This is a genomic window from Serratia sp. NGAS9 (genome assembly GCF_009905295.1).
Lineage (GTDB): Bacteria > Pseudomonadota > Gammaproteobacteria > Enterobacterales > Enterobacteriaceae > Serratia > Serratia bockelmannii.
This window is the reverse complement of record NZ_CP047605.1, coordinates 4,505,529-4,531,970: the sequence shown is the minus strand read 5'-3', so window position 1 is coordinate 4,531,970 and position 26,442 is coordinate 4,505,529. Positions and strand designations below refer to the sequence as shown.

The 26,442-nt window shown below is 60.8% G+C and carries 26 protein-coding genes and 1 other RNA gene; 9 read left to right on the top strand and 18 right to left on the bottom strand.

Going from position 1 to position 26,442, the window contains the following annotated elements; all coding sequences use genetic code 11:
* The first annotated feature begins 56 nt into the window (after window positions 1–56).
* Together sspA and sspB are read left to right on the top strand one after the other, a co-directional pair.
* Window positions 57–698 (top strand): stringent starvation protein SspA, encoded by a 642-nt coding sequence (gene sspA, locus GUC32_RS21520; protein ID WP_025304366.1) that lies wholly within the window; start codon window positions 57–59, stop codon window positions 696–698.
* A gap of 5 nt (window positions 699–703) precedes the next feature.
* On the top strand, window positions 704–1,204 hold the full coding sequence (gene sspB, locus GUC32_RS21515; protein ID WP_025304365.1) for a ClpXP protease specificity-enhancing factor: 501 nt from the start codon (window positions 704–706) through the stop codon (window positions 1,202–1,204).
* 62 nt (window positions 1,205–1,266) lie between these two features.
* On the opposite strand, the gene GUC32_RS21510 is transcribed toward sspB, so the two are convergent.
* From GUC32_RS21510 to gltB, 3 genes are all read right to left on the bottom strand, one after another.
* The gene (locus tag GUC32_RS21510) at window positions 1,267–1,746 is read right to left on the bottom strand and encodes a hypothetical protein (RefSeq protein WP_025304364.1); all 480 of its coding nucleotides are present in this window, start codon (window positions 1,744–1,746) and stop codon (window positions 1,267–1,269) included.
* 164 nt (window positions 1,747–1,910) lie between these two features.
* On the bottom strand, window positions 1,911–3,329 hold the full coding sequence (locus GUC32_RS21505) for a glutamate synthase small subunit (RefSeq protein ID WP_369435424.1): 1,419 nt from the start codon (window positions 3,327–3,329) through the stop codon (window positions 1,911–1,913).
* Between the two features lie 14 nt (window positions 3,330–3,343).
* Window positions 3,344–7,804 carry a glutamate synthase large subunit gene (gltB, locus tag GUC32_RS21500; RefSeq protein WP_049208322.1) on the bottom strand — a complete coding sequence of 1,487 codons (4,461 nt, stop codon included), beginning with the start codon at window positions 7,802–7,804 and terminating at the stop codon, window positions 3,344–3,346.
* 691 nt (window positions 7,805–8,495) lie between these two features.
* On the opposite strand from gltB, the gene GUC32_RS21495 reads away from it, so the two are divergent.
* The 4 genes from GUC32_RS21495 to mtgA all read left to right on the top strand — a co-directional run bounded on the left by GUC32_RS21495 (window position 8,496) and on the right by mtgA (window position 13,485).
* Entirely contained in the window at window positions 8,496–9,434 is a 939-nt protein-coding gene (locus GUC32_RS21495; RefSeq protein ID WP_089196283.1) for a TIGR01212 family radical SAM protein, read from the top strand.
* A 92-nt stretch (window positions 9,435–9,526) separates the two neighbouring features.
* Window positions 9,527–11,866, top strand: coding sequence for an aerobic respiration two-component sensor histidine kinase ArcB (gene arcB / locus GUC32_RS21490; RefSeq protein WP_025304360.1), 2,340 nt, complete (start codon window positions 9,527–9,529; stop codon window positions 11,864–11,866).
* 237 nt (window positions 11,867–12,103) lie between these two features.
* Window positions 12,104–12,757 (top strand): isoprenoid biosynthesis glyoxalase ElbB, encoded by a 654-nt coding sequence (elbB, locus tag GUC32_RS21485; protein ID WP_369435423.1) that lies wholly within the window; start codon window positions 12,104–12,106, stop codon window positions 12,755–12,757.
* Window positions 12,754–13,485 (top strand): monofunctional biosynthetic peptidoglycan transglycosylase, encoded by a 732-nt coding sequence (mtgA, locus tag GUC32_RS21480; protein ID WP_025304358.1) that lies wholly within the window; start codon window positions 12,754–12,756, stop codon window positions 13,483–13,485. The genes elbB and mtgA overlap by 4 nt, the downstream gene beginning before the upstream one ends.
* Before the next feature lie 39 nt (window positions 13,486–13,524).
* On the opposite strand, the gene dolP is transcribed toward mtgA, so the two are convergent.
* Genes dolP through GUC32_RS21460 form a run of 4 tightly spaced genes read right to left on the bottom strand, consistent with a single transcriptional unit; the run spans window position 13,525 to window position 17,141 of the window.
* Complete coding sequence (dolP, locus tag GUC32_RS21475; protein ID WP_004937101.1) at window positions 13,525–14,100, bottom strand: division/outer membrane stress-associated lipid-binding lipoprotein; 576 nt, start codon at window positions 14,098–14,100, stop codon at window positions 13,525–13,527.
* A 9-nt stretch (window positions 14,101–14,109) separates the two neighbouring features.
* Window positions 14,110–14,700 (bottom strand): DnaA initiator-associating protein DiaA, encoded by a 591-nt coding sequence (gene diaA / locus GUC32_RS21470; RefSeq protein WP_004937103.1) that lies wholly within the window; start codon window positions 14,698–14,700, stop codon window positions 14,110–14,112.
* Between the two features lie 51 nt (window positions 14,701–14,751).
* On the bottom strand, window positions 14,752–15,105 hold the full coding sequence (locus tag GUC32_RS21465) for a YraN family protein (protein ID WP_015379164.1): 354 nt from the start codon (window positions 15,103–15,105) through the stop codon (window positions 14,752–14,754).
* Complete coding sequence (locus GUC32_RS21460; RefSeq protein WP_043141990.1) at window positions 15,102–17,141, bottom strand: penicillin-binding protein activator; 2,040 nt, start codon at window positions 17,139–17,141, stop codon at window positions 15,102–15,104. The genes GUC32_RS21465 and GUC32_RS21460 overlap by 4 nt, the downstream gene beginning before the upstream one ends.
* Window positions 17,142–17,203: 62 nt before the next feature.
* Between GUC32_RS21460 and rsmI the strand changes: the two genes are divergently transcribed.
* Together rsmI and rnpB are read left to right on the top strand one after the other, a co-directional pair.
* Window positions 17,204–18,067 carry a 16S rRNA (cytidine(1402)-2'-O)-methyltransferase gene (gene rsmI / locus GUC32_RS21455; RefSeq protein ID WP_004937108.1) on the top strand — a complete coding sequence of 288 codons (864 nt, stop codon included), beginning with the start codon at window positions 17,204–17,206 and terminating at the stop codon, window positions 18,065–18,067.
* A gap of 41 nt (window positions 18,068–18,108) precedes the next feature.
* An RNA gene (gene rnpB, locus GUC32_RS21450) (RNase P RNA component class A) lies at window positions 18,109–18,486 on the top strand.
* A 58-nt stretch (window positions 18,487–18,544) separates the two neighbouring features.
* Here rnpB and GUC32_RS21445 read toward each other — a convergent pair.
* Entirely contained in the window at window positions 18,545–19,246 is a 702-nt protein-coding gene (locus GUC32_RS21445) for a pirin family protein (RefSeq protein WP_049204376.1), read from the bottom strand.
* A gap of 107 nt (window positions 19,247–19,353) precedes the next feature.
* On the opposite strand from GUC32_RS21445, the gene GUC32_RS21440 reads away from it, so the two are divergent.
* Window positions 19,354–20,250, top strand: a complete 897-nt coding sequence (locus tag GUC32_RS21440; RefSeq protein ID WP_025304355.1) for a LysR family transcriptional regulator — start codon at window positions 19,354–19,356, stop codon at window positions 20,248–20,250.
* Window positions 20,251–20,300: 50 nt separating this feature from the next.
* Here the strand turns inward: GUC32_RS21440 and GUC32_RS21435 are convergent, their stop codons facing one another.
* The 10 genes from GUC32_RS21435 to exuR form a co-directional block, all read right to left on the bottom strand.
* Window positions 20,301–21,287: a glutathione S-transferase family protein gene (locus tag GUC32_RS21435; RefSeq protein ID WP_142591197.1), complete on the bottom strand. Its 987-nt coding sequence runs from the start codon at window positions 21,285–21,287 to the stop codon at window positions 20,301–20,303.
* 71 nt (window positions 21,288–21,358) lie between these two features.
* Window positions 21,359–21,754 (bottom strand): DoxX family protein, encoded by a 396-nt coding sequence (locus GUC32_RS21430; RefSeq protein ID WP_004937119.1) that lies wholly within the window; start codon window positions 21,752–21,754, stop codon window positions 21,359–21,361.
* Between the two features lie 295 nt (window positions 21,755–22,049).
* A complete protein-coding gene (locus tag GUC32_RS21425; RefSeq protein ID WP_004937121.1) occupies window positions 22,050–22,337 on the bottom strand; it encodes a YqjK-like family protein in 288 nt (95 codons plus the stop codon).
* Complete coding sequence (locus GUC32_RS21420; RefSeq protein ID WP_015379160.1) at window positions 22,334–22,735, bottom strand: phage holin family protein; 402 nt, start codon at window positions 22,733–22,735, stop codon at window positions 22,334–22,336. The genes GUC32_RS21425 and GUC32_RS21420 overlap by 4 nt, the downstream gene beginning before the upstream one ends.
* A gap of 2 nt (window positions 22,736–22,737) precedes the next feature.
* Entirely contained in the window at window positions 22,738–23,043 is a 306-nt protein-coding gene (locus tag GUC32_RS21415; RefSeq protein ID WP_004937125.1) for a YqjD family protein, read from the bottom strand.
* A 164-nt stretch (window positions 23,044–23,207) separates the two neighbouring features.
* Window positions 23,208–23,579: a DUF1090 domain-containing protein gene (locus GUC32_RS21410; RefSeq protein WP_142591195.1), complete on the bottom strand. Its 372-nt coding sequence runs from the start codon at window positions 23,577–23,579 to the stop codon at window positions 23,208–23,210.
* Window positions 23,580–23,821: 242 nt separating this feature from the next.
* On the bottom strand, window positions 23,822–24,160 hold the full coding sequence (gene mzrA / locus GUC32_RS21405; protein WP_242439690.1) for an EnvZ/OmpR regulon moderator MzrA: 339 nt from the start codon (window positions 24,158–24,160) through the stop codon (window positions 23,822–23,824).
* Window positions 24,161–24,192: 32 nt separating this feature from the next.
* Window positions 24,193–24,873: a DedA family protein gene (locus GUC32_RS21400; protein WP_025304352.1), complete on the bottom strand. Its 681-nt coding sequence runs from the start codon at window positions 24,871–24,873 to the stop codon at window positions 24,193–24,195.
* A gap of 136 nt (window positions 24,874–25,009) precedes the next feature.
* The gene (locus GUC32_RS21395) at window positions 25,010–25,456 is read right to left on the bottom strand and encodes a hypothetical protein (protein WP_025304351.1); all 447 of its coding nucleotides are present in this window, start codon (window positions 25,454–25,456) and stop codon (window positions 25,010–25,012) included.
* Between the two features lie 186 nt (window positions 25,457–25,642).
* Window positions 25,643–26,419: a transcriptional regulator ExuR gene (exuR, locus tag GUC32_RS21390; protein WP_060434630.1), complete on the bottom strand. Its 777-nt coding sequence runs from the start codon at window positions 26,417–26,419 to the stop codon at window positions 25,643–25,645.
* Window positions 26,420–26,442: the final 23 nt, after the last annotated feature.

Here is a 26,442-nt window from a genome sequence, read left to right as displayed (position 1 = left end):
ATAGCAGCCTGTCAGTTGGCTATTCGCAGTATTTTCTAGATAACTTGGAGGTTTTCATGGCTGTCGCTGCCAACAAACGTTCGGTAATGACGCTGTTCTCTGGCCCGACCGACATTTTTAGCCATCAAGTACGTATCGTACTGGCGGAGAAAGGTGTCAGCGTCGAGATCGAGCAGGTCGAAATGGATAACCTGCCGCAAGATCTGATTGACCTCAACCCTTACCAGACGGTGCCTACGCTGGTCGATCGCGAACTGACCCTGTATGAATCCCGCATCATCATGGAATATCTGGATGAGCGCTTCCCGCACCCGCCGCTGATGCCGGTTTACCCGGTTGCCCGTGGTGAGAGCCGTCTGATGATGCTGCGCATCGAGAAGAACTGGTACTCGCTGATGGACAAGATCGAGAAGAGCAGCGGTCAGGAAGCGGAATCCGCCCGTCGTCAGCTGCGTGAAGAGCTGTTGGCGATCGCGCCTATCTTCGGCCAGACGCCGTATTTCATGAGCGAAGAGTTCAGCCTGGTGGATTGCTACCTGGCACCGCTGTTGTGGCGTCTGCCGCAGCTGGGCATCGAATTGAGCGGCGCCGGCTCTAAAGAGCTGAAAGGCTACATGACCCGCGTCTTCGAACGCGATGCTTTCCTGGCTTCCCTGACCGAAGCCGAGCGTGAAATGCGCCTGCAAACCCGGGGCTAAGCGCGATGGACATGTCTCAGATGACGCCGCGTCGCCCGTATCTGCTGCGGGCGTTCTACGACTGGCTGCTGGATAACCAGCTGACGCCGCACCTGGTGGTCGACGTGACTCGCCCGGATGTTCAGGTGCCGATGGAGTTCGCGCGTGATGGCCAGATCGTGTTGAATATCGCGCCGCGCGCGGTAGGCAACCTGGCGTTGGGCAACGAAGACGTGCAGTTTAACGCACGTTTCGGCGGCGTGCCGCGTCAGGTTTCGGTGCCGATGGCAGCCGTACTGGCGATTTATGCGCGTGAAAACGGCGCCGGCACGATGTTCGAACCGGAAGCCGCCTACGACGAGAGCGAAGGCGTGTTCGAAGGTCTGGACAATGAGACGATCCCGTCGGAAACCCTGATGTCAGTGATCGACGGCGATCGCCCGGATACCGCGGAAGATGACGGCCCGGACGACGAACCGCCGCAGCCGCCGCGCGGTGGCCGCCCGGCGCTGCGTGTGGTGAAATAAGCCCGCGTGAACAAACGAAAAAGCACCCCGTGGGGTGCTTTTTTTTGCCCGGACGAAGCGGATCAGCCTTTCAAGGCGGCAATGCAGGCATCGCGCGGCGCGCTGAGATCGCCTACGCGCACGGTGGACAGCGCGTGGGCTGCACGCTCACGGAAGCTGGTGATGGCGGTGTCGCCTTGCACTTCCGGTGGCGCGGTGCAGATGTCATTGAGCGGCAGATCGTTGCCTTTGTTGAGCGCCTGCAATACCGCTGCCGGGTTGTAGATCAGGGCCGCGGAGAGGGCAGATTTAATGCCGGCGGTAAATCCGGCATTGCCGCCGCCGGCCAGCTTGGGCGCCAGAGCAATCCAGTTGTCGTCCCCCAACCGGATGCTGTTTTCCACGGCGCTGAACTGCCCGGCCTTGCCCAACTGCGCCACGACCGGCCGCGCGCCGCGCGCTTCGATATTGTAACCGACCTCCTGCGAATCCAGCGCCAGGGCTGAGGCGCTGAAACTGACGGCCAGCAGCGCGCCGGCCAACAGGGAAATGGAGCATTTCATGTTCGCTATCCTTATCTCGGTGTCAGGCGCAGCCGCGCCCTGCAATGGTGCTAACTCAATACTATAGCGCGTTGAGGCAGTGAGGAGAGGGGCGGTTGTTACAAAGCGTGGCCGGTTAAAACAAAGGCCCGGCAACGTGCCGGGCCTTTGGCGGTACGGAAGGTTTACACTTCCAGGTAGTTCATGATGCCATCAGCCGCTTTGCGGCCTTCGGCGATCGCCGTCACCACCAGGTCGGAGCCGCGGACCGCGTCGCCACCGGCGAAGATTTTCGGGTTGCTGGTCTGGAATGCGTTGTCGCTGCCTTCCGGCGCCACGATGCGGCCCTGTTTATCGAGCTGCACGTCGTGCGCCGCCAGCCAGTCCATACGGTGTGGGCGGAAGCCGAACGCCATCACCACCGCGTCGGCGTCGATAACGTGTTCGGAACCCGGTACCTGCTCCGCCGCCTGACGGCCGTTGGCATCCGGTGCGCCCAGCTGAGTGCGCACCATTTTCACCCCGGCCACGCGGCCGGCGCTGTTCAGTTCGATGCTCAGCGGCTGCAGGTTGAACTGGAAGTCCACCCCTTCTTCCCGCGCGTTCTTCACTTCGCGCTTGGAGCCCGGCATGTTGGCCTCGTCGCGGCGGTAGGCGCAGACGACCTGCGTCGCGCCCTGACGCACCGAGGTACGCACACAGTCCATGGCGGTATCGCCGCCGCCCAGCACCACTACCCGCTTGCCTTCCATGCTGACGTAAGGCTCGTGCTGCTCGGTTTCATAGCCCATCAGTTGCTTGGTGTTGGCGATCAGGAACGGCAGCGCGTCGTACACGCCCTGCGCTTCCTCATTCTCCAGGCTGCCGCGCATCGACTGATAGGTACCGACGCCGAGGAACACCGCATCGTACTCGCTCAGCAAGGTCTCCATGCTGATGTCTTTGCCCACTTCGGTGTTCAGCTGGAACTCGATGCCCATCTCGCTGAAGATGCCGCGGCGTTTGACCATCACTTCCTTTTCCAGCTTGAAGGCCGGGATACCGAAGGTCAGCAGGCCGCCGATCTCAGGATGACGGTCATACACCACCGCTTTGACGCCGTTGCGGGTCAGCACGTCGGCGCAGGCCAGCCCGGCAGGGCCGGCACCGACGATCGCCACGCGCTTGCCGGTCGGCTGCACGTGCGACATGTCCGGCTTCCAGCCCATTTCGATGGCCTTATCGCTGATGTAGCGCTCGATATTGCCGATGGTGACCGCGCCGAACTCGTCGTTCAGGGTGCAGGAGCCTTCGCACAGGCGATCCTGCGGGCATACGCGGCCGCACACTTCCGGCAGGCTGTTGGTCTGATGCGCCAGGTCCGCCGCTTCCATGATGCGGCCTTCGTTGGCCAGTTTCAGCCAGTTCGGGATGTAGTTGTGCACCGGGCACTTCCACTCGCAATACGGGTTGCCGCAGGACAGACAGCGGTCCGCCTGGGCCTTGGCCTGGGTTTCCGAAAACGGTTCGTAGATCTCGACGAACTCGATTTTGCGGATCTTCAGCGGTTTCTTTGGCGGATCAACACGCTGCAGGTCGATAAATTGATAAACGTTCTGGCTCATTAATGACCTACCTCTTACTGCGCCTGCACCCGCAGCTCGGCTGCGGAGCGGCTACGGTGACCCAACAGCGCTTTGACATCGCTAGACTTCGGTTTGACCAGGGCGAACTTTGGCGCCCACTCCGGCCAGTTGGCCAGGATCTCTTCCGCGCGCGAAGAGCCGGTCGCCTGCACGTGTTCGGTGATCAGGCCGCGCAGGTGCTCCTCATGGATCGCCAGCTGATCGACATCCAGCACTTCCACCAGCTCCGGGTTTACGCGCTTGCGGAACTCGCCGTCTTCGTCTAGCACGTAGGCGAAGCCGCCGGTCATGCCGGCACCGAAGTTGATGCCGGTTTTACCCAGCACGCAGACGATGCCGCCGGTCATGTATTCGCAGCCGTTGTCACCGATGCCTTCCACCACGGTGATGGCGCCGGAGTTGCGCACCGCGAAGCGTTCGCCCGCGCGGCCGGCAGCGAACAGCTTGCCGCCGGTGGCGCCGTACAGGCAGGTGTTGCCGACGATACTGGCTTCATGGCTGCGGAAGGCGGAGCCGATCGGCGGACGCACTGCGATGCTGCCGCCGGCCATGCCTTTGCCGACATAGTCGTTGGCATCGCCGGTCAGGGTCAGCTCGACGCCGCCGGCGTTCCAAACGCCGAAGCTCTGCCCGGCGGTGCCGGAGAAGTGCGCCTTAATAGGATCGGCCGCCATGCCCTGATCGCCGTGCACGTCGGCGATCGCGCCGGACAGCATGGCGCCCACGGAGCGGTCGGTGTTGCGAATGTCGAAGTAGAAGGTTTTACCCTGCTTCGCTTCGATGTACGGCTGCGCCTGCGCCAGCAGCTCTTTGTTCAGCAGGCCCTTGTCGAACGCCGGGTTGCTGCTTTCGGTGCAGTACACCGCTTTGCCCGGATGCGGCGTGGCGGTTTTCAGCAGCGGCGACAGATCCAGCTTGTTCTGCTTGGCGGAGATGCCGTCCAGCTCGGTCAGGAACTCGGTGCGGCCGATCAGATCCACCAGTTGGCTCACGCCCAGTTGGGCCATGATCTCGCGGGTTTCACGCGCGATAAACTGGAAGTAATTCGTCACGCGTTCTGGCAGGCCGTGGTAGTGATCGCGGCGCAGCTTGTCGTCCTGAGTCGCGACGCCGGTCGCGCAGTTGTTGAGGTGGCAGATGCGCAGGTATTTGCAGCCCAGCGCCACCATCGGCCCGGTGCCGAAGCCGAAGCTTTCCGCGCCCAGGATCGCCGCTTTGACGATGTCCACGCCGGTTTTCAGGCCGCCGTCCACCTGCAGGCGGATCTTGTGGCGCAGGCCGTTGGCCACCAGCGCCTGCTGGGTTTCCACCAGGCCCAGTTCCCACGGACAGCCGGCATATTTCACCGAGGACAGCGGGCTGGCGCCGGTGCCGCCGTCGTAACCGGCGATGGTGATGAGATCGGCATAGGCTTTCGCCACGCCGGTGGCGATGGTGCCCACGCCCGGCTCGGACACCAGTTTCACCGAGATCACCGCCTTCGGGTTGACCTGCTTCAGGTCGAAGATCAGCTGCGCCAGATCTTCGATCGAGTAGATGTCGTGGTGCGGCGGCGGGGAGATCAGCGTCACGCCCGGCACTGAATAGCGCAATCTGGCGATGTACGGAGTGACTTTGTCGCCCGGTAGCTGGCCGCCTTCGCCCGGCTTGGCGCCTTGCGCGACCTTAATTTGGATCACGTCGGCGTTCACCAGGTAGGCCGGCGTCACGCCGAAGCGGCCGGAGGCCACCTGTTTGATGCGCGACACCTTGTTGGTGCGGTAGCGCGCCGGATCTTCGCCGCCTTCGCCAGAGTTGGAGAAGCCGCCGAGACCGTTCATGGCGATCGCCAGCGACTCGTGCGCTTCCGGGCTCAGTGCGCCGATCGACATCGCCGCGGTGTCGAAGCGTTTGAACAGCGACTCCGCCGGTTCGACCTGATCGACCGGGATCGGTTCACCTTTCGGCGTGATGGCCAGCAGATCGCGCAGCATGGCGATCGGTCGCTCGTTCACCAGCTTGGCGTAGGCCTGGTAGTCGCTGTACTCGCCGCTGTGCACCGCTTTTTGCAGTGAGTTCACCACGTCCGGGTTGTAGGCGTGGTATTCGCCGCCGTGTACGAACTTCAGCAGGCCGCCTTGCTCCAGCGGTTTGCGTTTCAGCCAGGCGCGCTTGGAGAGGTTCTGCAGATCCTGCTGGAAGTCGCTGAAGCTGGCACCGCCGATGCGGCTGACCACGCCCTGGAAGCACAGATCCGCCAGATCGCGGTGCAGGCCGACCGCTTCGAACAGCTTGGAGCAGCGGTAAGAGGCGATGGTCGAGATGCCCATCTTGGACATGATCTTGTACAGGCCTTTGTTGATGCCGTTGCGGTAGTTCAGCATCACGTCGCGGTATTTCTTGTCGATCGCCTGGCTGTCCACCAGCTTGGCCAGGGTTTCATAGGCCAGGTACGGGTAGATGGCGGTCGCGCCGAAGCCGAGCAGCACGGCGAAGTGGTGCGGATCGCGGGCGCTGGCGGTTTCAACGATCAGGTTGGCGTCGCAGCGCAGGCTCTTCTCCACCAGGCGGGTTTGCACGGCGCCCACGGCCATCGGAGCCGGTACCGGCAGGCGGCCGGGCGCGATGGCGCGGTCGGACAGCACCAACAGCACTGCGCCTTCGCGCACCTTGCGTTCCGCTTCGTCGCACAGGGCGCGAATGGTCTGCTCCAGATCCTGCTGCTGCGGATCGAAGGTCAGATCGAGCGTCTCGGCGCGATAGTATTCGCCTTCCAGCGTGGTGAGCTGTTTGAAATCGGAGTACAGCAGGATCGGCGATTTGAAGCTCAGGCGGTGCGCCTGGCCTTCGGCTTCGCAGAACACGTTCATTTCACGGCCGATGCTGGTGGCCAGCGACATGACGTGCGCTTCGCGCAGCGGATCGATCGGCGGGTTGGTGACCTGCGCGAACTGCTGGCGGAAGTAGTCGTAAACGATGCGCGGCCGGCTGGAGAGCACGGCGAACGGGGTATCGTCGCCCATCGAACCGGTGGCTTCCTGGCCAATCTCGCCCAGCACGCGGATCACCTGATCCAGCTCTTCGCTGCTGTAGCCGAACTGTTTCTGGTAGGTTTCGAGCTGCGCGTCGTCGAGCTCGCGGCTGCCGACCTGATCGTCCGGCAGATCTTCGAACGGCACCAGGCGTTTGACGTTTTTCTCCATCCACTCTTTATACGGGTGGCGGCTTTTCAGATCGTTGTCGGTTTCCGCTGAGTGCAGGATACGGCCGCTGCGGGTGTCGATCACCATCAGCTCGCCGGGGCCGACGCGGCCTTTTTCCACCACTTCATCCGGCTGGTAATCCCAGATGCCGACTTCGGAGGCGCAGGTGATCAGCTTGTCTTTGGTGATCACGTAGCGCGCCGGGCGCAGGCCGTTGCGATCGAGGTTACAGGCGGCGTAGCGGCCGTCGGACATCACGATGCCGGCCGGGCCGTCCCACGGCTCCATGTGCATCGAGTTGAAGTCGAAGAAGGCGCGCAGATCGCCGTCCATGTCCGGGTTGTTTTGCCAGGCCGGCGGCACCAGCAGGCGCATGGCGCGGATGAGATCCATCCCGCCCGCCAGCAGCAGCTCCAGCATGTTGTCCAGCGAACTGGAGTCGGAGCCGGTTTCGTTGACGAACGGCGCGGCGGCCTGCAGATCCGGGATCAGTGGCGTTTGGAATTTGTAGGTACGGGCACGCGCCCATTGGCGGTTGCCGGTGATGGTATTGATTTCGCCGTTGTGCGCCAGGTAGCGGAACGGCTGCGCCAGCGGCCAGCGCGGCACGGTGTTGGTGGAGAAGCGCTGGTGGAACAGGCAAATGGCCGACTCCAGGCGCAGGTCCGCCAGATCGAGATAGAAGCGCGGCAGATCCGCAGGCATGCACAAGCCTTTATAGATCGTCACCAGGTTGGAGAAGCTGCAGACGTAGAAGCTGTTGTCCTGCACGCGTTTCTCGATGCGGCGACGCGCCACGAACAGGCGGCGCTCCATATCGCGCGGGCGCCAGCCGGCCGGGGCATTAACGAAGATTTGCTCGATGCGCGGCAGGGAGGAGAGGGCGATTTCACCCAGCACGTCCGGGTTAGTCGGCACTTCACGCCAGCCGACGATCGACAGCGTTTCGTTTTGCAGCTCTTCTTCCACGATGCGGCGGCTGAGGCGCGCTTCCTCTTCATTCTGGCTGAGGAACATCATGCCGACGGCGTAGTTCTTGGCCAAACGCCAGCCGCGCTCTTCCGCCACCATGCGGAAGAAGCGATCGGGTTTTTGCAGCAACAGGCCGCAGCCGTCGCCGGTCTTGCCGTCGGCCAGGATCGCGCCGCGGTGCTGCATGCGGGCCAGCGCGTGAATGGCGGTGCGCACCACCTTGTGGCTAGGTTCGCCTTCTATGTGGGCGATCAGGCCGAAACCACAGTTGTCCCTCTCTTGGGATTTATCGTACAACATATCGTGAACCTCCCCAGGCTCTGCGTGACTCTCACAACCTACTGCGAGGGGGCTTCCCAATTTCAGGCAGAAGTCCAATCAGCAAGTTAACCCCGCCAATCTGCTTTTCCGCCCTCCATCAATGGCCTCTCGTGACGGTCTCACAAGTGGTATAGGACTTGTTTTAAGAGGGAGTCTTCAATTACTGCATAAATATGACGAGACGTTTGCCCGTCCAGAAAGCTTCCAGCGGACTTCCAACTTAGCGAGAAAGAATTCGCAGGTCAAATGTGGGCTTAAGATAGATTCTTATCGAATTAATGATGTTTATTTATTTGATAAATAAGTAATTTAATGCATTTTTGCACTGTCGTGGGGCAACACCGATCCCCGCAGAAGTGTGAGCTGTCTCACTATAGTGCAACCCCTTAATCTCTGCACCATGCTAGTGCGGGGGTTAATGCCAGAATTTTATTCTATAAGATATTGCTTGGCTGATGTTTATGACTATTTTTCACCGTGTTGTCATATTGCCGTTAACGGTTGCGTGACGATTAGAATAATTCATCAGAATTATAGTGAATTGATTTGCGTTTATGATGAATAGTTATGCCTGGTGGCGCCTTGCGGGGAAAGCGTTGATCTCTGTCATCGCGGGAAAAGCCGTTTCTTATTAGCATCGCGGCTTTGAACACAGAGAATCACCAAGATTATGCAGTTGCCGCAATTAGTCAATATGTTTGGCGCAGATCTCCAGCACCGCTATGGCGAAAAGATCCATAAACTCACGCTGCACGGCGGATTCAGCTGCCCTAACCGCGACGGCACGTTGGGGCGCGGCGGCTGTACGTTCTGCAATGTCGCCTCGTTCGCCGATGAAGCGATGCAGCGCCAGAGCATCGACGAACAGCTGGCGCAGCAGGCCGCGCGGGTCGATCGGGCGCGGCGCTATCTGGCCTATTTCCAGGCCTATACCAGCACCTATGCGCAGATCGAACGGCTGGCGTCGATGTATCGGCAGGCGTTGGCGCAGAGCGCCATGGTCGGCCTGTGCGTCGGCACCCGGCCGGACTGCGTGCCGCCCGCCGCGCTGGATCTGCTGGCGGGATACCGCGAGCAAGGCTATGAAGTGTGGCTGGAGCTGGGGCTGCAGACGGCGCACGATAAAACGCTGAAGCGCATCAATCGCGGCCATGATTTTCGCTGTTATCAGCAGACGGCGCGGCTGGCCCGGCAGCGCGGGCTGAAGGTGTGCTGCCATCTGATCGTCGGGCTGCCGGGAGAAACTCAGCGCGATCATCTGCTCACGCTGCAGCGGGTGGTGGAGACTGGCGTGGATGGCATCAAACTGCATCCGCTGCACGTCGTGACCGGCAGTACCCTGGCACGAGCGTGGCGCGCCGGGCGCTTGTCCGAACTGGCGTTGGAGGACTACGCCGTCAGCGCCGGGGAGATGATCCGCCACACGCCGGGCGAGGTGGTGTATCACCGTCTTTCCGCCAGCGCCCGTCGGCCGACGCTGCTGGCGCCGCTGTGGTGCGAAAACCGCTGGAGTGGCATGCAGGCGGTCGGTGCTTATCTGCAACAGCGCGGTGGGCAGGGCAGCGCGCTGGATGAAAAGTGGCGCTACCGCCCTGGAATGCCGTTCTGAAGTGCAATCTTTGCCACACTTCGGCGTTTGCCGCCTTATCTCACCGCGGTTTTACGGTATGATTCAAAAGATTGTGTCTGATGGGAGCCGCTATGAAGCAAATCCGGGTGTTGGCCCAGTACTACGTTGATTTAATGGTGAAACTGGGGTTGGTACGCTTCTCGCTGCTGCTGGCCTCGGCGCTGGTGGTGTTGGCGATGGTGGTGCAGATGGCGGTGACCATGCTGCTGCGCGGCGAAGTGGAAAGCATCGACGTGGTGCGTTCGATCTTCTTCGGCCTGTTGATCACCCCGTGGGCGGTCTATTTTCTCTCGGTGGTGGTGGAACAGTTGGAAGAGTCGCGCCAACGGCTGGCGCGGCTGGTGGACAAGCTCGAAGAGATGCGCCACCGCGATCTGGAGCTCAATCAGCAGCTCAAAGACAATATCAGCCAGCTGAATCAGGAGATTGCCGACCGTATCAAGGCGGAAGAAGAGCGCCTGCAGGTGATGGAAAAGCTGACCGAAGAGATGGAACAGCGCGAGCTGGCGCAGATTGAGCTGGGCCAGCAATCGGCGCTGTTGCGTTCCTTCCTCGATGCCTCGCCGGATCTGGTCTACTACCGCAACGAAGACAAAGAGTTCTCCGGCTGCAACCGCGCGATGGAGCTGCTGACCGGCAAAAGCGAGAAGCAGCTGATCGGCCTGACGCCGTTCGACGTCTACGGCCAGGAAATCGCCGAAAAGGTCATTGAGACCGACGAGAAGGTGTTCCGCCACAACGTCTCGCTGACCTACGAACAGTGGCTGGTGTATCCCGACGGCCGCAAAGCCTGTTTCGAGCTGCGCAAGGTCCCGTTTTACGACCGGGTGGGCAAACGCCACGGGCTGATGGGCTTCGGCCGCGATATTACCGAGCGTAAGCGCTACCAGGACGCGCTGGAGAACGCCAGCAGGGAGAAGACCACCTTTATCTCCACCATCAGCCACGAGCTGCGTACGCCGCTTAACGGCATCGTCGGCCTGAGCCGCATCCTGCTCGATACCGAGCTGAATGACGAGCAACTGAAATACCTGAAGACCATCCACGTCAGCGCCATCACCCTCGGCAATATCTTCAACGACATTATCGAAATGGATAAGCTCGAGCGGCGCAAGGTGCAGCTCGACAACCAGCCGGTGGACTTCACCGGTTTCCTGGCAGATCTGGAGAACCTCTCCGGCCTGCTGGCGCAGCCGAAAGGGCTGCAGTTCATCATGGATCCGCAGACGCCGCTGCCGCAGCAGATCGTGACCGACGGCACGCGCCTGCGGCAGATCTTGTGGAACCTGATCGGCAACGCGGTGAAATTTACCCAACAGGGGAAAATCGTGGTGCGCGTGCGGCGCGAGGCGCAGGAGAAGTTGGTGTTCGAGGTGGAAGATTCGGGCATGGGCATCCCGCAGGACGAGCAGGACAAGATCTTCGCCATGTATTACCAGGTGAAAGATCAGCGCGGCGGCCGTCCGGCCACCGGCACCGGTATCGGGCTGGCGGTCTCCAAGCGGTTGGCGCAGAGCATGGGGGGTGACATCACCGTGCGCAGCGAACAGGGGCACGGTTCTTGCTTCACTCTGACCATCCAGGCGCCGGCGGTGCAGGAAGCCGTCAGCGAGGTATCGGAGGAAGAGGAGCTGCCGTTGCCGGCGCTGCACATCCTGCTGGTGGAGGATATCGAACTGAACGTGATCGTGGCGCGATCGGTGCTGGAGAAATTGGGCAACAGCGTCGATGTGGCGATGAACGGCCACGATGCGCTGGCGATGTTCGACCCGGACGAGTTCGATCTGGTACTGCTGGACATCCAACTGCCGGACATGACCGGGCTGGATATCGCCCGGGCGCTGCGCGAACGCTATGCCGGGCAGGCGCTGCCGCCGCTGGTGGCTTTGACCGCCAACGTGCTGAAAGACAAAAAAGAGTATCTCGAGGCGGGCATGGACGATGTGCTGAGCAAGCCGTTGTCGGTGCCGGCGCTGACCCAGGTCATCAAACACTATTGGGATCATCAACCTTCTCACACTTCAAAGAAAACGGAGCACAAGGCGATGCAGATTAATGAGTCGTTACTCGATACCGCGATGCTGGAACAGTACATGGATCTGGTTGGCCCGCAGCTGATCCACCAAAGCCTGGAGATGTTCGAACAGATGATGCCGGGCTACCTGGCGGTGCTGGACTCCAACATGACGGCGCGCGATCAGAAAGGCATCACCGAGGAAGGGCACAAGATCAAGGGCGCCGCCGGTTCGGTCGGTCTGCGCCATCTGCAGCAGCTGGCGCAGCAGATTCAAACGCCGACGCTGCCGGCCTGGTGGGATAACGTGCAGGATTGGGTGGATGAGTTGAAGCAAGAGTGGCGCAACGATGTGCAGGTACTGCGGGCTTGGGTTGAGAACGCTGAAAAAAAATGACCCCGACCTAAGCCGGGGTGCGCGAATATTGCGCCAACACCAGGGAAATTGTGAACCTGCGTATTGGTTTCAGTGTTCTGGTCGAGCAGGTTGTTGCGAATTCCTAAACATCATACAGCCAACAACATAGCAAATGTAAGCGCTCTTGTTAGAAGATTCATTAAAATGTGTGATGTAGATTAGTGTTTGTCAACTCAGAGCACGAACCAGTTGACAGCAGCGACAGGAGTAAGAGTGATGAAAAAGGTGGGTGTAGTCCTCAGCGGCAGCGGCGTTTATGACGGTACGGAGATCCATGAAGCGGTGCTGACGCTGCTGGCGTTGGACCGTGCCGGCGCCCAGGCGGTGTGCTTTGCGCCTGATAAACCACAATGCCATGTTATTAATCACTTATCGGGTGAGGAGATGACGGAGTCGCGCAATGTCCTGATTGAATCGGCGCGCATTGCCCGCGGGGCAGTGCAGCCGCTGGCGCTGGCGGAAGCCGCCCAGTTGGATGCGCTGATCGTGCCCGGTGGCTTTGGCGCCGCTAAGAATCTCAGCAATTTCGCCGAAGCCGGCGCGGAATGTTGGGTCGATGAAGATTTGGCGCGTCTGACGCGCGAGATGCATAAGGCCAACAAACCAATTGGCCTGATGTGCATCGCGCCGGCGCTGTTGCCGAAACTGCTGGATCAACAAGCGCGGCTCACCATTGGCAACGATCCGGACCTGGGGGACGTGATTGACGCCATGGGCGGCGAGCCGGTGATTTGTCCGGTGGACGACATCGTGGTGGACAGCGAGCACAAGATCGTGACTACGCCAGCCTATATGCTGGCGCCGTCGATCGCGCAGGCGGCCCTCGGCATCGATAAGCTGGTGGCGCGGGTGCTGGAACTGGCTGAATGAGAAAATCGCTCGGCGGATGGCGGCGGCTGCGCCCGTGGTATTGGCTGAAGCGCGGCGTCATCGCGATTATCGGCCTGTGGGTGTTGGGCATTGTGCTCTTTGCCTTCCTGCCGGTGCCGTTTTCCGCCGTGATGGTGGAGAGGCAAGTCAGCGCCTGGCTGAGCGGCGACTTCGGCTACGTCGCCCATTCGGACTGGGTGTCGATGGACGATATCTCGCCGCAAATGGCGCTGGCGGTGATGGCGGCGGAGGATCAGAAGTTTCCAGACCATTGGGGCTTCGATGTGGCGGCCATTGAAAAGGCGCTCAGCCACAACGAGAAGCGCCCGACGCGCATCCGCGGCGCGTCCACGCTGTCGCAGCAGACCGCTAAAAACCTGTTTCTGTGGGATGGCCGCAGCTGGCTGCGCAAAGGGCTGGAGGCCGGGTTGACGTCGGGCATCGAGCTGGTGTGGACCAAGCGACGTATTCTGACGGTGTATCTGAACATCGTCGAGTTCGGCGACGGGGTGTTCGGCGTGGAAGAGGCTTCACAGCGCTTTTTCCATAAGCCGGCCAAACGTCTGAGCGCGGCCGAAGCGGCGCTGCTGGCGGCGGTATTGCCGAATCCGCATCGCTTCAGGGCCGATGCGCCGTCCGGCTATGTGGTGCAGCGTCAACAATGGATTATGCGCCAAATGCGGCAACTGGGCGGGGAAGCGTTTTTACGCGAGAACAAGCTGGATTAAACGGGCGGGAGCGGCACGGTGCCGCTCCCGCCAAGCGGTTTATTTCACATAGGTAAAGGCGGTCGTGACGTGCTTCACGCCGCTGACCTGGCTGGCAATCTGCGCCGCTGACTGCCCTTCCTGCTGCGTGACCAGGCCCAGCAAGAACACTTCGCCGTTTTCGGTAGTAACCTTCACGTTGGACGATTTCACCGTATCGCTGGTGAGCAGCTGCGAACGCACCTTGGTGGTGATCCAGGTGTCGGAGGACGCGGTGCTCAGGCTGACCGGCGTGCCCTGACGGATCTCGTTATACACTTCGGTCGTGCCTTCCACGCCCATGGCGATCTGCTTGGCGCGCGCGGTGAGATCGGCGTTAGGCGACTGGCCGGTCAACAGCACCTTGCCCTGATAGGCGGTGGCGACCACCCGGGCATCTTTCTTCAACTGCTGGTCTTTGCTCAGGGCGCTTTCGACCCTGGCTTCCAGCGTGCCGTCATCCACCTGGGTCCCGACGCTGCGCGGGTCGGTGGCGGTTTTGGTCGCGACGGCCGCACTGCCGACGACGACGCCGGCGATACAGCCTTGCAACAGCAGGGCGCTGGACAGCACTGCAAATGTGGCTTTTAGCTTCATCTCAGTTCCTTAATCGTCCTGGTGGGGGAATAACGTATTGTCTATCAGGTCGCACAGGCAGTTTACGGTCAGCATATGCATTTCCTGAATGCGCGAGCTGCGGTGCGACGGGATGCGGATCTCGACATCCTGCTGGCCGAGCAACCCTGCCAGTTCGCCACCGTCGTAGCCGGTGAGCGCGACGATGGTCATATCGCGCGTCACGGCCGCCTCGACCGCTTTCACAATATCACGGCTGTTGCCGCGGGTGGAAATCGCCAGCAGCACGTCACCGGTGTGCCCAAGTGCGCGCACCTGCTTGGCGTACACTTCGTCGTGCAACCGATCGTTGCTGATCGCCGTCAGCACCACGTTGTCGGCGTTGAGGGCGATGGCTGGCAGGCTGGGGCGCTCGGTTTCAAAACGGTTGATCATGCTGGCGGCGAAGTGCTGCGCGTTGGCCGCCGAGGTGCCGTTGCCGCAGCACAGGATTTTGTTGCCGTTGAGTAAGGATTGAACCAGCGTCATCGCAGCGCGGGAAATGGCGTCCGGCAGTGCTTCCGCCGCCGCGATCTGGGTTTGGATGCTTTCGGTAAAACAGACTTTAATTCTATCCAGCACGTTGTATTAATCCACTAAGTCAAAGGGCCGGTCTGCGCCGCAAAACCCCAATTAATCCGCATTGAAGGCGTTGGGTATCCATTCTAACTGGCTACCGGTAATGGCCAAAACATCAAAACGGCAAGATGATGTGTCAAAACTGGCTCCGCGCCCCGCCAGCCAGACGGCGGCGGCGTGCAGCAACCGCTGTTGTTTGCGAAAGGTGACGCTGGCGGCCGCGCCGCCGAAGGCGTCGTTGCGGCGGTAGCGCACTTCGACGAATACCCAGGTAGTGCCGTCGCGCATGATGAGGTCGAGCTCACCGCCGCGCACCGCGACGTTGGCGGCGCAGAAGGTGAGCCCGGCGTGTTCCAGGTGACGGCGGGCCAGTAACTCGTAGCCTGCCCCGGAGGCGCGTGGGTTCAAGAGACCGGAACGACCGTACCCTGACGGTATTGCAGCCAAGGCAGCTTGCGGTTGATCACGCAGTTCGGCGATGCGCTCAGCGTACCGGTGGTGCCGGAAACCTGGAAACCCGGCAGCTGGCGCATTTCAGCAAAGTGGTTGGCCAATGTCCAGGCATCCATCCCCATTGCATACAGGCGCACCAGCGAGTAATCGTTGCGGAAGCGCGCGCTGGCCTGCTGCAGCAGCTGAGGGTTTGAGCCGGCCAGCAGCGGGATATCGCTGAACTGCAGGCCTTCCATTTCCAGACGGAAGTCCGGGCCGGCGCCGGCCTGGTAGCTGCGCGAGCTGGCGTACATCGCCGGTTTGCCGCGCGAGCTGGTGGCCATGTCGATCATCGGTTTGATCAGCGTAAGTTGGGACTGGGTAGCGACGATATACACCGCGTCGACGCTGCCGCCGGTGGCGGCGGGCACGTCGCTCGGCGGCGCAGGAATGGTCAGCCCGGCGATGGTGACGCTCTGCGGCGCCGGGGCGCTCGACATCGGCGTGCCGGTCATGCGGATGCCGCCGCTGTTCACCATCTGGCGCAGCTCGCCGGCAGAGCCGATGTCCTGACGCAGCACGGTTTGCCCGCCTTGCTTCTGCCATTCCTGGTTAAAGGCCTTGGCGACGCGATCGCCGAAGGCGCCGCGCGGCACCAGCAGCAGCGGTTGACGCTTCTGCTGTTCCCAGATGTGGCGGGCGGCGTCGCGCGCTTCATCTTCCGGCGACAGGGCGAAGTAACAGATGTTCAGGTTGTCCTTCGGCGTTTCCGGCTGGTTGAGCGCCAGCACGTTCAGCGTGGTGGTGCTGGCGGACAGCTGATCGACGTTCTCTTTGAGCAGCGGCCCGACCACCAGAGTAGCGCCATCCTGCTGCGCCTGGCTCAGCAAGGCGGCCAGCGGCTGGCTGGTGGTGTCGTACACTTTGACCTGCGCATTAGCGGCCTGCAGCGGCGTTATCGGCGCGCTGGACGGTGCAGCGGGTTGCGCGGCGGTCACGGCCGGCTGGCTCTCTTGCGCCGAAGGGCTGACGGCGCCGTTGGCGTTGATGTCACCCGCTGCGGCCTGATCGGCCGGCGCCGTTTGGGCCGGTGCGCTGGCAGGTTGCGCGGCTTGAGGTTGCGGCGCCGGCATGGAACCGCCGTTTTTCGCCGCTTCGAAGCCTTGCTGGATGGCGTCGGCGAACACTTTCGCCTGGCCGTTCAACGGCAGCAGCAGGGCGATTTTCGAGGTGGAGGCCTGGGTGAAGTTCAGCACCTGGTTCAGGCGAGCCGGCAGCGTTTTGGCTGCCGGGTTCTTCGGATAACGGTTCTGCCAATCTTTGATGCCGGCCTTCAGCAGATCGGGATCCTGCTTGTTGTCCTGATAGACGCGCAGCAGATCCAGCCAGCCTTGCAGCACGTTCTCGTCGGCGTTGATCACCAGGCTGTTCATCTCCTGCGGCGTCAGCTGCAGCAGGGCCTGCCAGGTTTGATCCAGATTGTCCTGGTGCGGTTTGCCGGTCAGCAACGGCTCCTGAGCGATATAGGCGCGGATCAATGGCAGCGACGCTTTGCCTTGATTGGCGGCGATCTGCGCCTGGTAGTAGCGCACCTTCTGATTCGGCGACAGCGCACCGCTGTCCAGGTGGCCCAGCGTGCTGCGGGCGCTGACGTAGCTCTTGTTGGCGATCTGCAGTTCGGCGGTCAGCAACTGGCGCTCAGTCTGCTGTGCGCCGCTGAGGTTTTTCGGCAGCTGATTCAACTGGTCGCCGGCCTGCGGCAGTTTTCCTTCGCGCAGCAAGGCGCGAATAGCAAGTAATTGCCAGTCAGCCTTGTTATCATCGCTGCTTTGCTGCAACTGCTGCAGGTAGTAATCGGAGCTGGCGCTCGCTTCGTCCTGTATATTGGCGGGCGGCGTTTGCGGGGCCCGACTTGGACAGCCTGCCAGGAAAAGGGCGGCCGCGATGACTGCGGTAAGTCGGACAGGCTTGGAACGCCCTGCTTTGGTACGAACGAATGTTGAGGAAAGCATACTGTATCCAGTGATGTTTTTTTCAAGATGCTCAATATTAAATCGGCAACCCGGATGAAACAATGAATCAACACCAACAATCAGTCATTTCTGCATCAACGCTGTATGTGGTGCCTACCCCCATCGGCAATCTGGGCGATATCACTCACCGTGCGTTAGAGGTACTGAAAAGCGTTGATCTGATCGCGGCGGAAGACACGCGCCATACCGGATTGCTGCTGCAACACTTTGCGATCAACGCGCGTCTGTTCGCGCTGCATGACCACAACGAACAGCAAAAGGCCGATCAGCTGCTGGCGAAACTGCAGGAAGGCCAGAGCATCGCGCTGGTGTCCGACGCCGGCACGCCGCTGATCAACGATCCCGGTTATCACCTGGTGCGCCGCTGCCGCGAGGCCGGCATTCGCGTGGTGCCGCTGCCGGGCGCCTGCGCCGCCACCACCGCGCTGTGCGCTGCGGGTGTCGCTTCCGACCGCTTCTGCTACGAAGGCTTCCTGCCGGCGAAAACCAAGGGGCGCAAGGATACGCTGATGGCGCTGGCGGAGGAACCGCGCACGCTGATTTTCTACGAATCCACTCACCGTCTGCTGGAAAGTCTGCAGGACATGGTCACCGTTTGGGGCCCGCAGCGTTATGTCGTGCTGGCGCGCGAGCTGACCAAAACCTGGGAATCTATCCACGGCGCGCCGGTGGGCGAGCTGCTGGCGTGGGTGCAGGAAGATGAAGTGCGCCGCCGCGGTGAGATGGTGCTGATCGTCGAAGGCCACAAAGCGCAGGAGGATGCGTTGCCGCTCGAGGCGCTGCGCACGCTGGCGCTGCTGCAAAAAGAGCTGCCGTTGAAAAAGGCGGCGGCGCTGGCGGCGGAAATCCACGGCGTGAAGAAAAATGCGTTGTATAAGCACGCGCTGGAGCAACAACAGCCGTAAAGCGGTTGACCTGCCGCCGCCGCAACGCTACTATCCGCGCCGGAGTTGACCAGACAGTCGCCGCTTCATTGCCGTCCTCTTCGGGGAGACAGATGGAGGGGAGGAAAGTCCGGGCTCCATAGGGCAGGGTGCCAGGTAACGCCTGGGAGGCGCAAGCCTACGACTAGTGCAACAGAGAGCAAACCGCCGATGGCCCGCGCAAGCGGGATCAGGTAAGGGTGAAAGGGTGCGGTAAGAGCGCACCGCGCGGCTGGCAACAGTTCGTGGCACGGTAAACTCCACCCGGAGCAAGGCCAAATAGGGGTTCACATGGTACGGCCCGTACTGAACCCGGGTAGGCTGCTTGAGCCAGTGAGCGATTGCTGGCCTAGAGGAATGACTGTCCACGACAGAACCCGGCTTACCGGTCAACTCCCTCGACAAAAGAAAACCCCGCGCAACTGGCGTTGCGCGGGGTTTTTCGTTTTCCGGCCGGCCTTACACCGGCAGGTCAATCAACAGCGCGCGCAGCGGCGTCTCGGCGCGGATCGTCAGGCGGTTCTCCTCGCGCACGAAGGCACCGTCGCCGCAGGTCAGGCGCTGTTCCTCGTGGCGCTCGCCGGTGGCGGCGATGGTACCGTGTATCGACTGCAGATAAGCGCGCGGCCCATTAATCGTCAGCGTGTGTTCTTCGCCCGGCTGCAGATCGAGATGATGGATCCAGACCTGCTGGCGCAGCTGCAGGCTGCCCTGCGCGCCGTCAGGCGAGGCCAGCAGCAGGTTGCCTGCCGCCGGCAGCGTCAGACGCTGCACCCGCTCGTTGTTGCGTTCCGGGCAGGCATCCAGCCACAGCTGCAGACGAGTCAGTGGCGTATCGCTGCTGACGTTCTGTTCGCTGTAGCTCAGGCTTGGCTGGGTGGCCAACAGCAGCGCTTCGCCGGCTTTGGCGCGTGCGGTGTTGCCGTCGCTGTCGCGGTATTCCGCCTCGCCTTGCAGGATCAGGTTCAGGATATCGACGCTGGGATAGGTGCGCGGCTGGAACGACGCGCCCGGCGCCAGCACCTCCTGATTCAGCACGCGCAGCGACGCGTAGCCCATAAGTTTGGGATCGAAGTAATGACCAAAGGAAAAGGTGTAGCGAGCCTGCAGCCAACCAAAGTCAGCTTGCCCGCATTGTTGTGCTGTTCTGCATGTAATCATGGCAATCGGCTCTCTAAATTCATTATCCAAATGGTAAGCATCTGGACGTCGGATTGTTAGCCAGTTAATCTGGTCGGCATATTCAAATTTCCTGACAGAGGGATGCGATGGCCAGAGATCGGGCGCTCACGCTTGAGGCACTAAGGGTGATGGATGCAATCGACCGGCGCGGCAGTTTCGCCGCGGCCGCCGACGAATTGGGCCGGGTGCCGTCGGCACTCAGCTACACCATGCAAAAATTGGAAGAAGAATTGGACGTGGTGCTGTTCGACCGTTCGGGCCACCGCACCAAGTTCACCAACGTGGGGCGCATGTTGCTGGAACGCGGGCGGGTGCTGCTGGAAGCGGCCGACAAGCTGACCACCGACGCCGAGGCGCTGGCGCGCGGTTGGGAAACTCACCTGACCATCGTCAGCGAAGCGCTGTCGCCGCCGAGCCTGCTGTTCCCGCTGGTGGACAAGCTGGCGCTGAAGGCCAACACCCAGGTGTCGATTTTCACCGAGGTGCTGGCGGGCGCCTGGGAGCGGCTGGAGCAGGGGCGCGCCGACATCGTGATCGCGCCGGACATGCATTTTCGCGCGTCGTCCGAGATCAACACCCGCAAACTGTATAAGGTGATGAGCGTTTATGTCGCCGCGCCGGATCATCCTATCCACCTGGAGCCGGAGCCGCTTTCCGAAGTGACCCGCGTGAAATACCGCGGCATCGCGGTGGCGGATACCGCTCGTGAGCGCCCGGTGTTGACCGTACAGCTGCTGGATAAGCAGCAGCGTCTGACGGTGAGCACCATTGAAGATAAACGTCTGGCGCTGCTGGCCGGGTTGGGGGTGGCGACCATGCCGTATCCGATGGTGGAGAAAGATATCGAGGCCGGGCGGCTGCGCGTGGTGGGGCCGGAATACAGCCGCGAAGCCGATATCATCATGGCCTGGCGGCGCGACAGCATGGGGGAGGCGAAAGCCTGGTTCCTGCGCGAAATTCCGCGCCTGTTCGCGCAGCGTTAAGTCGGTTGGATGACATCCCCTTGCCGGGCGGCAAGGGGATTTTTTTCGCCTTAACCGAAGCGCTGGTCGCGGCCGTGCGGCTCGTCCAGATCCTGCGCCGGCCCGATGGAAATGATGCCGTGCGGGTTGATGGTGGCGTGGCTGCGGTAGTAGTGGTTGCGAATGTGCGGCAGGCTGACCGTCTCGTCGATGCCCGGCATCTGGTAGATGTCGCGCAGGAAGCCGTACAGGTTGAGGTAGTCGCTGATGCGGTGTTTATCGCACTTGAAGTGGGTGACGTACACCGGATCGAAACGCACCAGCGTGGTCCACAGACGCAGGTCGGCTTCGGTCAGCCGATCGCCGGTCAGGTAGCGATGCTGCCCCAGGATCTGCTCCAGGCGCTCCAGCGCGTTGAATACCCCGTTGACCGCTTCGTCATAGGCTTCCTGGCTGGTGGCAAAACCGGCTTTGTACACGCCGTTGTTCACTTGATCGTAAATCCAACCGTTCAGCTCATCGATCTTGCCGCGCAGCGCGGTCGGGTAGTAGTCGCCTGCCCGAGCGCCGACGCCGTCAAATGCGCTGTTGAACATGCGGATGATGTCGGCGGATTCGTTGCTGACGATGGTTTGCTGCTGTTTATCCCACAGCACCGGCACGGTCACGCGTCCGCTGTAGTGCGGATCGGCCCGCAGGTAGATCTGGTACAGGAAGTCGGCGTGATACAGCGGATCGCCGGTGGTTTCCGGAAAATCCTGGCCGAAGGTCCAGCCGTTTTCCAGCATCAGCGGGTGCACCACCGAGACCGGAATGATCTGCTCCAGCCCTTTCAGTTTGCGCATCAGCAGCGTGCGATGCGCCCAAGGGCAGGCGAGAGAAACATAAAGGTGATAACGGCCCGCTTCGGCCTGGAAGCCGCCCACGCCGTGTTCGCCCGGCTGACCGTCGGCGGTCACCCAATTGCGAAACTGAGCGGTTGAACGTTTGAAACGGCCGCCGGTAGATTTGGTGTCATACCAGATGTCTTGCCAAACGCCATCGACGAGTTGTCCCATGGGAATCTCCTTGGTGTCCGAGTTAAAAAACGACAGAGCCCGGCATGCCGGGCCCTGAATGACAGTTTAGATTACCATTTCTTGTTCAGAAGACGGTCGATGCTGAAGCCGCCCGGGCCTGCGACCGCCAACACGATGAAGCCGCCGGCAATGGTCAGGTTTTTCATGAACATCAGCTGGTTTACGCCTTCCGCAAAGTCAGTGTGGAACAGCAGCGCGGTCAGGATGGTGAAACCGGCAGTGAACAGCGCCACGGTGCGGGTCAGGAAACCGAACAGGATCGCCAGACCGCCGCCAAATTCCAGCAGGATGGTCAGCGGCAGCAAGAAGCCAGGCACGCCCATCGATTGCATGTACTGTTGGGTACCGGCATATGCGTCACCCATTTTGCCGTAGCCTGCCACGATAAACAGGATTGGCATCAGAATACGAGCAACCAACAAACCTGTATCTTCTAATTTTTTCATCATCTACTCCAAAGTGTTTTTGTGCGCCTGTTCGGCGGTAGTCATATCAACGGGCGGCGTAGCGGGTCTCTGACCCTGTCCGCTCCGTATCGTATTGATGGAGTGAATGTTAAGCGGGAAGTGCTCAGGTTGTTAGCAAGTAAAACTGTCGTAATTTTTCAAAAAATCTGAATCTTTAGCGTGCTAATAAAATGCCGCCGATCAGCAGGTTGCCCGGCCCCGGGGTTGGACGCGTTGTATCAAGGGAGAAAATGCGGGCAGAGCAACAGGAGGTTTGAAGGAAAGACTAAGCGACTTACTTGGCGGAAAACGTCTTTTTAAACAGACGGATAGCGCTCCATGCGCCGAAAGCGCGACGCGACCAGCGGATCATCTTGCTGGGATGGCGGATGCCGTACAGCGCCATGACGCTGGAACCGAGCACCAGATAGCGGCGCAGGCCAAACACCGTTTGCCAGCCGCGGTCGATGCGTTCGGTCTTTTCCAGCCACAGAGACTTGTGTTCGGCCAGATCCAGACGCTGTTGCTGGATCTGCCGAATCAGCCTCTCTTTTTTCCATTCCAGATAGCGGCGGCGGCTCATGGCTCGCGCTCCAGTTCGGCGCGGTCGAGTTCCAGCTGTTTGCGCGTGGCACCGAGCAGCGTGGTGCGACGGGCCTTGACCAGCGTCCAGATGGTGCCGACCACGGCGAGGAACAGCAGCACGCCGGTTGTCGCGCCCAGCGCCACCAGCCGGTAGACCGGATCGATGGCCCAGAAGATCAGGATCAGCAGGCTCATCAAACCGAAGGCGGTGAACAGCAGCGTCATGCCGGCCATGATCAGCAGCTGAATGAGGTTGGCTTTCTCCTCTTCCAGCTCGACCACTGCCAGCCGGACGCGGGTTTCCACCATGCCGACCAGGATCGTGATGATGCGCTGACCGATATCCAGGACCCCTTTAGCGGGGCCCTGCGCGCGCACTTGCGGTTGTTCAGCCATGATTAACGACGCGCGAGCAGCACGCCCAACACGACGCCGACCGCCGCGCCGATACCGATGCCGGTCCACGGGTTGTCGCGCACGTAGTCGTCGGCCTGGCCGGCGATCTGCTTGGTTTGCGAAGCCAGCTTGTCACCGGCGTCGCTCAGGCGAGCGCGGGTCTCTTTCAGCGCGCCTTCCGCTTTCGAGCGCAGCTTCTCCAGCTCGGCTTTCGGCTTGTCGGTGGAGGAGTTCAGCACTTCCTCCAGCGTATCGGCTAAGGACTTCAGTTCAGCGCGTAAGTTTTCTGCATTTGAATCATGTGCCATGTGATTATTCCTTAACGTTTATTTCGACAGACTTTTAACATAGCGGATTTTTTCGCCGGAGCAAAGGGGTGATGGCCAGCAGATAACACCAGACATCAATTTCATATGCTTAAGAAATCCCGTGTGATGGGGCTCTCATCGATAAATCCGCTGGTGTGAAAAAATTATTCCGCCTGGGCGTGTTTCAACTCAGCTTGCGCTTCCGCCAGCTTTTGCTGCTTCTTGGCGACCTTGTCCAGCTTGCCGGTTTGCTGCGTTTCTTTCAGTTCCTGCCGGCGCTCGTCGACCTTGCGCTGTTTCTCTGCGATGTTTTTTTGGCGTTCGGCTTGCAGGCCGGCTTCGGTGCAGTGAGTCTGCACTTCGCTCAGCGCTTTTTTTAGCCCGTCCACGCGGTGGGTGTTACCGTGCTGGGTGGCGTAGTCGATTTGCTGTTGGATGTTTTGCGCTTTGGCGGCACAACCGCCCTCAGCGGCCGCAGCGAGGGCCGGCAGCGTGCAGAGAGGCAACAGCAGTAACAGGGAGTGGCGTAATTTCATCTTTCAGTTCCTTTTCATGGGGTACCTGAACAGGCACCCGCTTTCCTGGCTGCCGAAGGCGGCAGCGCGAGAGGAGGGCGTTCATCGCCGGCTGAAGTTATCCTTCAGCATAGTCATGAAACCGGCGTGCCCCCAAAGAATCAGCCGTGACTCAGTGCTGACTGATTAATTCTTGAGCTAATCGGTGCGAATGAAAATGAAGATAATGGCAGTGAAAGGAAACCCCTTCATCTGAAGGGGGATTATCCCAGATTGAGTGGGGAACGCGCAAATTCGCGCACCCAATGCGATGGCACGGGGGATTCGCTCAACGCGATGTGGTAACCGGGCGGCAGGATGGTTTGCAGCGCTTCGCGCGCCAGCAACTGCTGCTCCGGCGAATCCAGACGGATGACCAGGCCATCACCTTCCGGCGTGATGCTTTTGATGCGGATGCCGCGCTCATCCAGGCGCTGGTAGACGTAAAAGCCGTCGGGCAGCGACAGCCCTTGCTGGTTGGCGCGAATGCGCAGCTCGCTCTCGGTGCGCACCATACAGGGCACCAGCAGCGTCGCCAACGCCAGTAGGGCGAGCGCGATCATCAAGACGTATTGCCAGCGCGGGCGCTTTGCTGTCACGCCCCTTTCCCCGGGTTCTGGCCGCTGGCGCGTTTCTTGCGCCACAGCACGATCAGTGAGCCGACCAGCCCAACCACCAGCAATACCAGCGGCAACATCATCAGGCAGAACATCAGCTGATCTTCATACTTGCGGAACACCGGGGTTTTCCCGAGGGCGAAGCCCAGCGTCGTCAGGATCAAGACCCACAGCAGGCCGCTCATCCAGTTGAAGAACTGGAAGCGCGCGTTGTTCAGGCCGGACAGACCGGCGATGGTGGGCAGCAGGGTGCGCACGAAGGCCAGGAAGCGGCCGACCAGCAGGGCGGAAAGGCCGTGGCGGTGGAACAGGTTGTGGGCGCGCTGATGGTAGTGAGCCGGCAGATGCGAAAGCCAGCCTTGCACCGTTCGCGTATTGCCGAGCCACCGGCCCTGTATATAGCTGACCCAGCAGCCCAGGCTGGCGGCGACGGTCAGGATAACGATGGTCAATGGGAAGCCCATGGTGCCTTTGGCGATCAGCACGCCGACCAGGATCAGCAGGCTGTCGCCCGGCAGGAAAGCGGCCGGTAGCAGCCCGTTTTCCAAAAACAGGATCATGAACAGCAGGATGTAGAGGGTCCACACCAGCGAAGGGTTCGCCAGCGTCTCAAAATCCTGCTGCCATAAGGCATGTATCAGTTCTTTAATGATATCCATCCGGTGTTCCTAAAACGTCATTGTTTATTTTTATCTCAGCGGTGGAACGGGCGTGGGCTGAAAACGCGCGGCGATCCTGAATGCTGATAACGATGAAACGGCGTTGCTTTAAGGTTTCTAAGCGGTGCGACACCGGTCATAGGTGGTAAGTCAGCGTGCCACGGTACTGCATGTTACTTTCTTTCCAGCCGGCCTGCCGACTCTGTTGCCTGGAGGCATCCAGCATCCCGTCGACCTGGGCAAGCCGGTTGGGAGCCGGCGTGTCCTGGCGGGGGAAGCGAATTCGGTAGCCTGGCTCTGCGGCCAGGGTATAGACCGGCACCGGCAGGGAGGAGGCGAGCAGCGAGCCGGAGAAAGAGTGCGCTCTGGGCAGCAGCAGCGGCAACTTGCCGGGGGCTTTGCGGCGCGCTTCGGCCGGCGCCCGATACACCTGATCATAGGGGGAAAGCGCCGGCTCCGCCAACAGCGGCAGGCTGCTCAGCGCGCTGGGGGTGGGCTTGGGTGACGCCACGCATAGCTGTGGGCCGGAGACCGAACCGGTCCAGCAGAAAACAGCAATCAGCATGGCAAACAACCAGCGCATTTATTCGCGTCCCGCCCCCGCAGCAATGGGTAAAAAAGTGGGCTAACTCTACCAAAATAGCACGATTGGCAACAGGGAAATCTACGTTGCCGACGGTGAAATAGTACACGGCAAACGGCGGTTCCGGCATCGATTCAGCGGATTTTACATTACCTGACATAAGCCGACGGTTTTTGACCGCCGTGGCTATTTCGGCTCGTGGCCCACGCCATCCAGATGCACCACCGGATTCTCGGCGAACAGGTAGCGATCGGCGTTGTATTCGAAGTCGTCGCTGGTGGCGTTGAACAGCATCTGCTTGGTGTTTTCCAGGTGCTGCCACATCGCCAGTTTGGCGGCGTAAGGATCTTTGCGCATCAGCGCCTTGAGGATCTGATCGTGATCGTCGCACCAGCTGGCGATCGAACGTTCGTCGATATGCTCGTGCAGTTTCTTCCAGTAAGGGTTGTTGACCCGCTGCACCCACATTTTTTCCACGATGGTGGCCATGGCGGTGTTCTGGGTGGCCAGCGCCACCTGCACGTGGAACTTCAGATCCCACTGCGAGTCGCGGAAACGATCCTCTTTGCGGGCATGCTCCTGGATCTCCATCAGTTGCACGATATCCTGCTTGGTCACCTGGGTGGCGGCAAATTCGGCGATGTTGCTTTCTATCAGTTGGCGCGCCTGCAGCAGTTCAAACGGGCCGGCGGTGGCGAACTCGATGCTGTCGCCCGGCACCACCAGGTGTTTTTGCTGGTTGGACACCACGTGGATCCCGGATCCCTTGCGCACGTCCACATAGCCTTCGACTTCCAGCATGATGATCGCCTCGCGCACCACGGTGCGGCTGACATTCATCTCTTCGGCGATGTATCGCTCGGCCGGCAGCTTGTCGCCTACCAGATAACGGCCGCTTTCGATGCGTTGCTTCAGCTCGGCGGCCAGTTGCTGATACAGGCGTCTGGTTTCAGTGAATTCCATAGTGAATGCTCTATACGGTGCGG